Origin of the sequence: Gordonia sp. GONU, assembly GCF_024733855.1 — a bacterium.
In the GTDB taxonomy this organism is placed as follows: domain Bacteria; phylum Actinomycetota; class Actinomycetes; order Mycobacteriales; family Mycobacteriaceae; genus Gordonia; species Gordonia amicalis.
This window is the reverse complement of the sequence record NZ_JANRHB010000033.1, coordinates 46,078-56,648: the sequence shown is the minus strand read 5'-3', so window position 1 is coordinate 56,648 and position 10,571 is coordinate 46,078. Positions and strand designations below refer to the sequence as shown.

The following is a 10,571-nucleotide window of genomic DNA, read 5'->3' as shown; positions in this document are numbered from 1 at the left end:
CTCAAAACCGATATCGCCTGGCCCGTACCACTACTGGCCTTCATAGTCCTCGTCGCGGTCGGCGCCGACTACAACATGCTTCTTATCTCTCGCCTACGCGAAGAATCCCAAAACAACATCCGCATCGGCGTCCTGCGAACCGTCACCAACACCGGATCAGTCATCACCTCGGCCGGACTCATCTTCGCTGCCAGCATGTTCGGACTCATGGCCGGCACCATCTCGATCATGACCCAGGTCGGACTCATCATCGGCATCGGCCTGCTGCTCGACACCTTCATCGTTCGCACCATCGTTGTGCCGACCATCGCCACACTTGTCGGCAGAGCAAGCTGGTGGCCGAGTACCCGAACCGCCACGCATCCAGCGTCCCGCTAGTACGCACACGTACCGGATCTGACCGGCTCAGCCAGTCATCCAGCCATCGCGCCTACCTCATCGACTGACACCCGCTCGACGGTCGGGCGCAGCAACCACACCCTACCGTCGCGGATCAGTGCCCAGACCACGTCAACCAGACGTCTTGCGAGAGCGATGAGGGCATGGACATGCGAGCGCCCCTCGCATCGTTTGCGCTGGTAGAACTCGCGAGAGGGCCCGTCGCGTTGCGAGCTGTTGAGTGCTGCCATGTAGAACACCTTTCGCAGACCTCGATGGTAGCGCTGGGGTCTACGCACGTTTCCACGCCGATTTCCGGAGTCGTGCGGTACCGGAGCAAGTCCAGCGTAGGCGGCGAGTTTGGCGGCTGAGCCGAACGAGGCGAGGTCGCCACCGGTGATCGCGATGAGCTCGGCGCCGCTTCGGGCGCCGATGCCAGGTACGGATTCGAGAATCTGCGCGTGAGGGTGTCGGCGGAACACTTCGGTGATCTGCTTGTCCAGCTCGGCGATCTGGCGAGTAAGCGCCATCAGGGAGGCCGCCGCCTGTCGCACCAGCAGTGCTGTGGTCGCCTCGCCAGGCAGGGCTATCGTCTGCGAGGCAGCCGCGGCGCGCGCCTTGTTGATCATCTTCGGAATGGTCGGTCGGCGGACGCCGTGCCCGCGGAGGTGGTCGTAGATCTCGTCGTCTGAGACCGCAGCGATCGCAGATGGCGTGGCGAAGCGGGTGAGGAACGCCAGACCGGTCAGTGTCGAGTAGTCGAAACATCGTTCCAGACCAGGGAAGATGCGAGTCAGCAGGCCGCGTAGGCGGTTGATTCCGCGCGTACGTTCGGTGATGAGGTCGCTGCGCTGGCCGGTCAGCAGGTCAAGTTCGATCGCGACATCGTCGGGCACCGAGATCGTCGTGAGATCGCCACGTAGGCGGGCCGTCTGGGCGATCACGACCGCGTCGCGGGCATCGGTCTTGCCTTCGCCGGCAAACGCACCGGTCATGCTGTGAACGACACGACCGGGCACATATCGGGTGTGCTGGCGCCGTACAGCCAGCACACCCCGCAACAATGCCGACTCCGGCGCGGTCATGTCGATCGCCCACACCACCGTCTCGACACCAGCGACCCGGTCCACCAGCGCTTCGATAGCAGGCTGATCGTTGGGAAGCCGCCGAGACCACAGCACTGTTCCCGTCTCGTCGACCGCGGCGGCGTGGTGCGCATGCCGACCGACATCGATTCCTACCCAAACCTTTTCGTCCATACTACCCTTCCGTGTGCGGTTGGCTCGTCAGGGTGGTTTCGCCGGCACACCTTTACACAGCGACAAGTTCGCGAACACATCTCAATCAGCGGCCGAAACGACCCGTCACGATCCGGGGTGACCTTCCACGCCAAGCCACCAGCGACGACAGGTGATTGTCGAGCCACGCCCCGAACCGCGGACAAGCGTCCGAGGCAACCGCCCCGGACGTACTCCAACGTAAAGGCGATTGTGCTGAGAGTTCAGGACTCAGAGGGTCAGGAACTCACGGCATGCGAGTCCGTCTTGCCCCACGCCGGGGAGTTCTCGATCGCCCCGATGATCCGCGGACGCAGCTCCTCGGCACCGATGACCGCGTCGACCGAACCGACCTCGACGGCCCGCTGGATGCTGTGCACCTTGTCGAACTCGGCGGCGATCTCGCTGATCTTCTCGGCACGAACGGACTGCCGGATGTCGGCGAGTTCCGCGTTCAGGCTCGAGCGATCGGTACCGGACGACTCGGCGACGCTCGCCTCGAGCTCGCGGACGCGAGGATCGGCGGCGACGCGCTTGGCGACCTCACCGGCGAACACGACCGCGGCCGCGGGCGCACCGCCGAGCACGGACGCGAACGAACCGTCGATGGCCAGCACGGTCATGTTCGGGTTCAACGCCTTCGAGAACACCACGAACGCACCGCCGTGATAGCGCGAGATCACGCAGAACACGATCGGGCCGCGGAAGTTGACGATCGCTCGGCCGATCTCGGCGCCGTACTCGAGCTGCAGTTTGCGCATCGACTCCGGCGAACCGTCGAAGCCCGACAGGTTCGCGAGAACGACGAGCGGACGGTTGCCGCTGGCCACGTTGATCGCGCGGGCCGCCTTCTTCGACGACTGCGGGAACAGCGTGCCCGCGGTGTACGTGTCGGGTCCGTCGGTCGGCTTGTAGCCACGACGCGCGACCTCACGCGACTCGATGCCCAGCATGCACACCGGGATGCCGCCCAGGTGGACGTCACACACGACGGCCGTCTCGGCGTCGGCCATGCCGGCCCAGCGTTCGAGGACGACGTGATCCTGGTCGGCGACGGCGCGCATCACGGTGCGGATGTCGAAGGGCTTCTTGCGATCCGGGTTGTGTTCCCGCGAGAAGACCTGACCCACCGTGGTGAAGTCGCTGCCGGCGAGCACGTGCGGGTAATCGGAGACGTCCCGGTCCGACGGATCGGTCGTGATCGCACGACGCGGGGTGCGCTCGCCCGGAAGCACGTAGGTGTGCTCGTAGTGGGACATCAGGACATCGCGTGCCGCACCGAGATTCGGTGCCCAGTACTGCGCCTGGCCGTTCGGGCCCATCACGCGGTCGTAACCACCGATGCCGAAGTTGTCCTCGGCCGAGACACCGCCGGAGAAGTCCAGCGACTGCTTGCCGGTGAGGACCATCGCCGAATCCGGGGTCATGACCAGGATGCCCTTGGTGTGCATGAGCATCGTCGCCTCGGCGTTCCAGTACGGCTGCGCACCGACATTGATGCCCGCCACGACGATGTTGATCTCGCCACCCGCCTGGGTGTACTCGACGACACGCTTCAGCGCGCGGGCGACCCAGTCCATGTTCTCGGTGCCGGAGTCCATCGAGATCCGGGCGCCCGAGGACAGCGCGTACCACTCGAGCGGCACCTGCATCTGTTCGGCGAGATCGAGTGCGGCGATGACCCGGCTGCATTCCGGTTCCGACAGCGCACCAAGCGATTTGGTGGGATCGCCGAGCAGGACCACGCGGGTGACGCCCTCGGGGAACTTCTCGGTCGGGGTGGTGACCAGACCGGCGACCATCGCCGCGGTGTTGCGGCCCTTGGGTCGGTCGACCGGGACGAGACGATGTTCGGCGTCGAGGTCGTATTCGGTGAATGCACCGAGGATCTCGGCCAACTCGTACGGATAGACGGTGTTGCGTGCCGCGGCGCGCTTGACCTTCTGCCGGTACTCGTCGACGGGCTCGATCGGGGTCTCGGACGGTTCCCCGACCTTGACGTCGAATTCGCCGGTCGCGGTGAGCGAGAAGTGAATCGACACCTTGGTGAGATCCCTGGTCTCGGGATTGCGTCGACGAGCGATCACCTGGACCTCTTCGAGGCCGATTCCCTGTGTGACACCGCGGATGTGACCGGCGATCATGTCGAGGATCGACGCGTCGTCGTCGATGGGCGGCCACACGTAGAGGACGATGCGGTTGGTGCTCGACGGACGGGCCGCTCCGCGCTGGGCGCGGCGGATCGAGTCCGCACACGAGGCGAGCGTCGCCTCCGCGGTGGGCAGCGTCAGCAGACGTCCGCCGGGTTCGCGGACCGCCGTGAGGTCACGCACCTGAGCGAACGCGATGAGCCGTTCGTCGGACGGGTTCTCCCTTGCAACACAACGGAAGAGGTACACCTCTTCGTCGTCGGCCGAGGAGAGCCGGGTGAGGTCGAACTTGCGGAGGCGCTCCATCCGCATCCGCTGCGCGATGTGCGGGTGCAGACCGCGGATGAGTCGTTCCTCCGCCATGCCGGTCGCGGACGGCCGGAAGGTGACGTGGTGGTGCATCCGCGCATCGCCGCTGCCGGCCACGGTGATCGTGACGCGGTGGACCTGCGGGGGGAGTGAGGCGTTGGAGACGATCTCGTGCAGCGTCTCGGCCAGCACGTCGAAGTCGTTCGGCTGCTGCTCCCAGCTGAGATAGATGTCCGAGTCGACCGCAGCCGCGCCCCGGGCGAGTTTGCCGAGACCCTCCAGCACCGACGGCAGCGCCGCGAAACCGACGGCCGCGGACATCAGGCTGCCGCCCTCGCGGTCGGCGACGACGAAGGTCGTGCCGCCGGCCTCGTGGTTGCGGATGTCCGAGAGCCCCTTGTTGCCGTAGTAGCGGCGGGTCAGGACCTCGAGCATCACCCGGTTGTCGGTGCTACCCCGCTCGATGCGCTGGCCGAGGAGACGGACCAGCGGCTCGGTGCTGCGCACCATGTTGTCGATGCGCTCGTCGCGGTCCGCGGCGTTCGGGTTCTCGTCGAGGTAGCGGAGTTGCTTGCGCACGTTGCTGTAGACGCGGGCACGATCGCGGAGCAGCAGCGGCTGGCCGTACCACGCGTAGACGACGCCACGGGCGAGGTCGGCGATCGCGGGGTAGCGCATCTGGGTCGCGGCGATCAGGCGGTCGAGGGCGGGGCCCACGTCGTCGCGCAGCTCGTCGCGGGGCGTCGGCTCCTGCAGCCACTCACGCAGCAGGGTGCTGATGACGGTGACGGACCCGGTCGGGTTCTGCAGCGCCAGGAAGATGCGGAAGACCGCGGCCTCGAGCTCCGGGGTCCGGTCGAGCTCGGTGACCCCGTAGTGCCGCAGCGCCCGGCTGAGCTGATCGTGGAAGGCGGCGCGCAGGCCGTCCCGCTCCACGTCGAGGCTCTGCAGGTACGTGTGGAAGTTCTCGCGCGCACTGTGGACGTGCTCGACGCCGAGCTCGTCGCTGGACGGCCGGTTCTGGCTCAGCTCGGCGATGTCGGCGAACACGGTGATGAGTTCGAGCTCGTCGGCGAGCGGCCGGCGACCGCTGGCCATCGCGGCGCGCCGCACCGCGAGGTACTCGTCGAGGAGACGGGTGCGGTCGTGCGGGTCGACGTCGTAGCCGAGTAGCTGGGCGCGCAGGTCCTCCTGCGTACGGGTGGTGCGCTCGTCGGCCTCGACCTCGGGTTCGACGGGCAGCTCGATGTCGACGCCCGCGACTTCCTCCGGAGTTTCTTCGTCCTCGTCGGCGAGCGGTTCGAGCCGCAGCAGCGTCGCTCCGGTCTCCACCTGTGCGCCCACGGACACCGCACATTCCTTGAGACGTGAGCGGACCGGAGCGCGCAACACGGTCTCCATCTTCATGGCCTCCAGGACCAGCACCGGGGCGCCGGCCTCGACCTCGTCGCCGACCTGCAGCGGAGTGGCGACGACCAGCGCGGGTGCCGGCGAGCGGACGATGCCGCCCTCGTCGCGGCTGACGCGGTGGGTGATCCCGTCGACGTCGACGAGGTGGACGGGACCGTGGGTGTCGGTGACGAGCCGGAACCGTTCACGGTTGACCACGAGCTGGGCGGCATGGTCGTCGAAGCGCTCGAGCTCGACGTCGACGGTGCGGGTGTCGGTACCTGCCTCGATGCTCACACGGAAGCGATGCGCGCCGATCCGCGCGACGCGGACCCGGTAGGTGGCGCCGCGCAGCTTGAGGTCGAGCGGACGACCGCTGTCGTGCTGGACCTGCGGACGGCCGCCCGAGGCGGTCGACATCAGACGCTGCTGTTCGACCTGCTCCTGCTCCTCGTAGGCGTCGATCGCGGCGGCGATCAGTGCGATCGCCGAATGCTGGTTCGCGACCAGGCGGCCCTCGGCGCGGACGCGGTCGATCCAGCCGGTGTCGGCGCTGCCGTCGATCACCTCGGGCTGGTCGAGCAGCTCGAGCACGAAGGACTTGTTGGTGGCGCCACCGGCGATGATCACGCGGGTCTCGCGCATCGCCCGGCGCAGGCGGCCGAGCGCTTCGTCGCGGTCACGTCCGTAGGCGATGATCTTGGCGATCATCGAGTCGAAGTCGGCGGGGATGGTGTCGCCCTCGCTCACGCCGGTGTCGACGCGGATACCCGGGCCGGCCGGCAGTTCGAGGAGGTTGATGCGACCGGGGGCCGGTGCGAAGTCGCGGTCGGGATCCTCGGCGTTGAGGCGCGCCTCGATGGCGTGTCCGCGCTCGCGCGGCGGTTCGCCGTCGAGCTTGCCGCCGGACGCGACGTGCAGCTGGGCACGGACGAGGTCGAAGCCGTTGGTGATCTCGGTGATCGGGTGCTCGACCTGGAGTCGGGTGTTGACCTCGAGGAAGGCGAAGAGCTTCTCGCCGGGGTGGTACAGGAACTCGACGGTGGCGGCGCCGCGGTAGCCGACGGCGACGGCGAGCCGCTCGGCGGAGGCCTTGAGCTCGGCGACCTGCTCCTCGGAGAGGACGGGCGATGCCGATTCCTCGACGACCTTCTGGTTACGACGCTGGACCGAGCAGTCGCGGACGCCGAGCGCCCACGCGGTGCCCTGACCGTCGGCGATGACCTGGACCTCGACGTGGCGCGCACCGGTGACCAGGCGCTCCAGGAAGACGACGCCGCTGCCGAAGGCGCGGGCGGCCTCGTCGCGGGTGCGCTCGTAGGCGTCGCGCAGCTCGTCGTCGTTGTTGATGACGCGGATGCCGCGCCCGCCGCCGCCGGCGGTGGCCTTCAGCATCAGCGGGTAGCCGATGTCGGCGGCCGCGGTCAGGGCCTCGTCGATGGAGTCGACGGCACCGCGGCTCCACGGTGCGACCGGCACACCGACTTCCTCGGCGATCAGCTTCGCGCCGATCTTGTCGCCCAGCTTGCGCATCGCGTCGGGCGACGGACCGACGAAGGTGACGCCGATCCGCTCACAGAGTTCGGCGAACACCGGGTCCTCGGCGACGAAGCCCCAGCCGACCCACGCCGCGTCGGCGCCGGTCTCCAGCAGGGCGCGCTCGAGCACCTTCATGTTGAGGTACGGGCGCGACGCGGCGGGACCGAGGTCGTAGGCGATGTCGGCTTCGCGCACGAAGGTGGCGGCGGCGTCGACATCGGTGTGCAGCGCGATGACCTCGATCGGCTGCCCGGTCTCGGCGGACAGGCCACGGACGGCGTGGATGAGGCGCATTGCGGCCTCGCCACGGTTGACGATGGCGATTCGGGAGAACATCACCGACTCCTTCGGTTCGTCGTGCCGAGGGTGTTTTCGGCACACGCGAGGTGGTTCAACAGATCGATAGTTGCGGACCGAAGCCATTACGCGCGAGTACGTTCACGCGCGCCGGGATCTCCTCGGCGCGACCCCGCGGCTCGCCGTGACCGGGAACGCGCTGGATGGAGCCTCTTTTCCGCTATCAGATCTTCCTACCGAAACGGCGCACAATTCGGTGCCGATCCGCGATCTCGAGGAAGGCGATTCGCCCGTTTCCGCTGAGACCGATGTCATAGTGCCGCGCAGAATCGCATCAGGCGACGAACAGGATCCAGCCGTAGACGAGCAGCCCGAACACCAGCACGCCGAGGTAGGCCCAGCCCAACCAGATCGCGACGTTCGCGAACGGCAGTCCGGCCTCCCGGGTGCGACGGATCTGGGCGCGCGCGCGGTAGCCGAGTACGAGACCGATCACGAAGGTGATGCCCAGCCCGGAGAGGACCAGGGCCCACACGGCCGTGCGATTGAGGCGTGGGCCGGACTGGGGAGCCACGTTGTCCTCCGGATCGTCCTCGAGTGCTGGGTTGTTTGCTGAGTAGGCCTGGGAGACCGGCGCGAAGACCGTGCGGTCGTCTGAGTCGGACGTCTCGCCGTCGAGCTCCGGGCGCGGACGAGACGGTTCCGGACGAGACGGGGGCGGTCCCGGACGGGCACCGAGCGCGTCCGGACGTGGTGCACCGGTGCGTTGCGAGGGATCACCTTGCGACGAATTACCTTGCGGCGCACCAGGAATGGGCGACTGGAGGGGGGCTCCGGGCGGCGGGTGGTGTCCGGCCGGGGGCCGGGCGCCAGGGGGCATCGGACGGGGATTGCCCTGCGGATCACCCGGAACCGGCCGCGGACGGGGCCCGGTCGTGTACGCGCCGGCCGGACGTGGGGGAGGACCCGGGTCACCGCCGGGGCGGGGACCGTTCGTGCCGGGCGGTTGCGGACGCGGACCGCCGTGCCCGCCGGGTCCGCCCGAGGGACGGGGACTGCCGGGAGGCGGACCGGGACGCTGGGCAGATGTGGGACCACCGGGCGTCGGGCCACCCGATGCGGGTGGGAAGGATCCGCTGGGCCCGGGACGGTTCGGTTCGGTCACGTCACGACCGCGGGGCGGGGAGGGTGCACTGATGGGTGCGCTCGGAACACGCTCCCAGGGGGCGGTGCCATGGGATCCGCCGGTGGGCACCGGGCCGGCGCCGCTCGGACCGGAACGGGTCGGTTCCGGGTCGCGAGGCCTCGCGTCGTCGGACATCGACCACAGCTCGCGTGCCCGCTCGGACGCGCCACCGGGGGAGGCGGGCGTGGTCGTAGAGCGCTCGTCGTCTGAGGTCACGTGTTTCAAATTACCCGTGGACGCCGCCGACGCCCGGATCGACCGTCGGCGGTGTCGTCACGAGGCCTGTGATTCCGTGCTCTCCACGAGGGCCTGACGGACCTCTTCGACGCGGGGAACAGTCGGGGAGACCGGCGGCGGATCCTGGCGCGTACGACGCAGGATGACCGCGCCGGCACCTGCGATGAGCGCCGCTGCGAGCACGGTCACCGCGACGACGAGGTAGTTCTTCGGCATGTCGACCAGAGTGCCAGCCGGACGGCCGCCGATGCCACCTCGGATCGTGTGACCCTGCGCGCGCCGACCACGTCTGCGGAATCGGATCCATGCATTTGAGAGCCATCTCCCGACCACCCGAAAGGCCACAAGTGGTTGGATGGTGGGGTGACCACTCAGAAAACCTCCGCAGTCATCCACACCAACCGCGGCGACATCAAGGTCGACCTGTTCCCGAACCATGCGCCGAAGACAGTCGAGAACTTCGTCGGCCTCGCCGACGGCAGCAAGGAGTACAGCAAGCCGAACGCGTCCGGCGGCAACTCCGGACCGTTCTACGACGGCTCGGTCTTCCACCGTGTGATCGCCGGCTTCATGATCCAGGGCGGTGACCCGACCGGCACCGGCATGGGCGGCCCCGGTTACCAGTTCGGTGACGAGTTCCATCCCGAGCTGCAGTTCGATCGTCCGTACCTGCTCGCCATGGCCAACGCCGGGCCGGGCACCAACGGCTCGCAGTTCTTCATCACCGTCGGCCCGACCCCGCACCTCAACCGTCGCCACAGCATCTTCGGCGAGGTCACCGACCCCGCGTCGCAGCAGGTCGTCGACGCCATCGCGACCACGTCGACCGATCGTCAGGATCGTCCGCTCGACGCCGTCGTCATCGAGAAGATCGAGGTCAACTGACCACTCCGGAACACACCGCCCCCCAGCGGGCGGTGTGCTACCGGCATCCCGACCGTCCCACCGGCCTGTCCTGCAGCCGGTGTGGGCGGCCGGCGTGTCCGGAGTGTCTTCGACCGGCGTCGGTCGGCCAGCATTGTCTCGAATGTCTTCGAGGTGACGGCATCCAGCAGACGCCGGCCTTCGGCGACCGCGGGATCCGGAGGATGGCCAGGACCCGGCTGTCCGAGGGCAAGCCCTACGTCACCTACACCCTGATCGGGATCAACATCCTGGTCTTCCTCCTGTGCGCGGTGCAGGGAGGCTTCGGCGACCCCGGGGCCGCCACGATCTTCAGTTCCGGAGATCTGCTCAAGAGCGACGTCGCCGCCGGCGAGTACTGGCGACTGCTGACGTCCGGCTTCCTGCATTTCAGCGTGATGCATGTGGCCGTCAACATGCTCTCGCTCTACATCCTGGGCCGTGACCTGGAGCTCGCGCTCGGCATGGCCCGCTACCTCGCGGTGTATCTGATCGCCCTGTTGGGCGGCAGCGCCGCCGTCATGCTCTTCGAGAACGACCGCGCCCTGACCGCGGGCGCCTCGGGCGCCATCTACGGCCTCATGGGCGCGATGCTGGTGATCATCCTCAAGGCGCGGGTCTCGCCGGTGCCGGTGCTGTTGATCATCGGGTTCAACGTGGTCCTGTCGTTCTCGCTGCCCGGGATCTCCGTCCTGGGGCACCTCGGCGGTCTCGCCTTCGGTTCCGCGGCCACCGCAGCCGTCGTGTATCTCCCGGGACTGGTCCTGCCCGAGGGGCGCCGGACCCCGCAGGCGACCGGCCGGGTCGGCTGGATCGCGCTCGGCGTGCTCTTCGTCGTCGCGCTCGGCCTGGGGATCGCCGGGGGCGTCACCTACGACGGGCTGACCTACATCCGCTGACGTTCAC

General features: G+C 68.1%; 7 protein-coding genes. 3 read left to right on the top strand and 4 right to left on the bottom strand.

Going from position 1 to position 10,571, the window contains the following annotated elements; translation table 11 throughout:
- The coding region (locus NWF34_RS21115; protein WP_258326002.1) for an MMPL family transporter at positions 1 to 378 on the top strand (378 nt) is incomplete at its 5' end.
- Between the two features lie 35 nt (positions 379 to 413).
- Here the strand turns inward: NWF34_RS21115 and NWF34_RS21110 are convergent.
- From NWF34_RS21110 to NWF34_RS21095, 4 genes are all read right to left on the bottom strand, one after another.
- Positions 414 to 1,637: an IS110 family transposase gene (locus tag NWF34_RS21110; RefSeq protein WP_064863346.1), complete on the bottom strand. Its 1,224-nt coding sequence runs from the start codon at positions 1,635 to 1,637 to the stop codon at positions 414 to 416.
- Between the two features lie 257 nt (positions 1,638 to 1,894).
- Positions 1,895 to 7,378 carry a carboxyl transferase domain-containing protein gene (locus NWF34_RS21105; protein ID WP_258326001.1) on the bottom strand — a complete coding sequence of 1,828 codons (5,484 nt, stop codon included), beginning with the start codon at positions 7,376 to 7,378 and terminating at the stop codon, positions 1,895 to 1,897.
- 295 nt (positions 7,379 to 7,673) lie between these two features.
- Complete coding sequence (locus NWF34_RS21100; RefSeq protein WP_096272625.1) at positions 7,674 to 7,913, bottom strand: DUF4190 domain-containing protein; 240 nt, start codon at positions 7,911 to 7,913, stop codon at positions 7,674 to 7,676.
- Positions 7,914 to 8,798: 885 nt separating this feature from the next.
- The gene (locus NWF34_RS21095; RefSeq protein ID WP_096272627.1) at positions 8,799 to 8,978 is read right to left on the bottom strand and encodes a hypothetical protein; all 180 of its coding nucleotides are present in this window, start codon (positions 8,976 to 8,978) and stop codon (positions 8,799 to 8,801) included.
- Positions 8,979 to 9,125: 147 nt separating this feature from the next.
- Between NWF34_RS21095 and NWF34_RS21090 the strand changes: the two genes are divergently transcribed.
- The gene (locus NWF34_RS21090; protein WP_006437485.1) at positions 9,126 to 9,647 is read left to right on the top strand and encodes a peptidylprolyl isomerase; all 522 of its coding nucleotides are present in this window, start codon (positions 9,126 to 9,128) and stop codon (positions 9,645 to 9,647) included.
- A gap of 203 nt (positions 9,648 to 9,850) precedes the next feature.
- Positions 9,851 to 10,564, top strand: coding sequence for a rhomboid family intramembrane serine protease (locus NWF34_RS21085; protein ID WP_159404600.1), 714 nt, complete (start codon positions 9,851 to 9,853; stop codon positions 10,562 to 10,564).
- The last annotated feature ends 7 nt before the right edge of the window (positions 10,565 to 10,571 follow it).

Bases quoted from the DNA above. Each gene is read 5' to 3' on its own strand.
- NWF34_RS21110 (WP_064863346.1), bottom strand. From the start codon at position 1,637: ATGGACGAAAAGGTTTGGGTAGGAATCGATGTCGGTCGGCATGCGCAC.
- NWF34_RS21105 (WP_258326001.1), bottom strand. From the start codon at position 7,378: ATGTTCTCCCGAATCGCCATCGTCAACCGTGGCGAGGCCGCAATGCGC.
- NWF34_RS21095 (WP_096272627.1), bottom strand. From the start codon at position 8,978: ATGCCGAAGAACTACCTCGTCGTCGCGGTGACCGTGCTCGCAGCGGCG.
- NWF34_RS21085 (WP_159404600.1), top strand. From the start codon at position 9,851: ATGGCCAGGACCCGGCTGTCCGAGGGCAAGCCCTACGTCACCTACACC.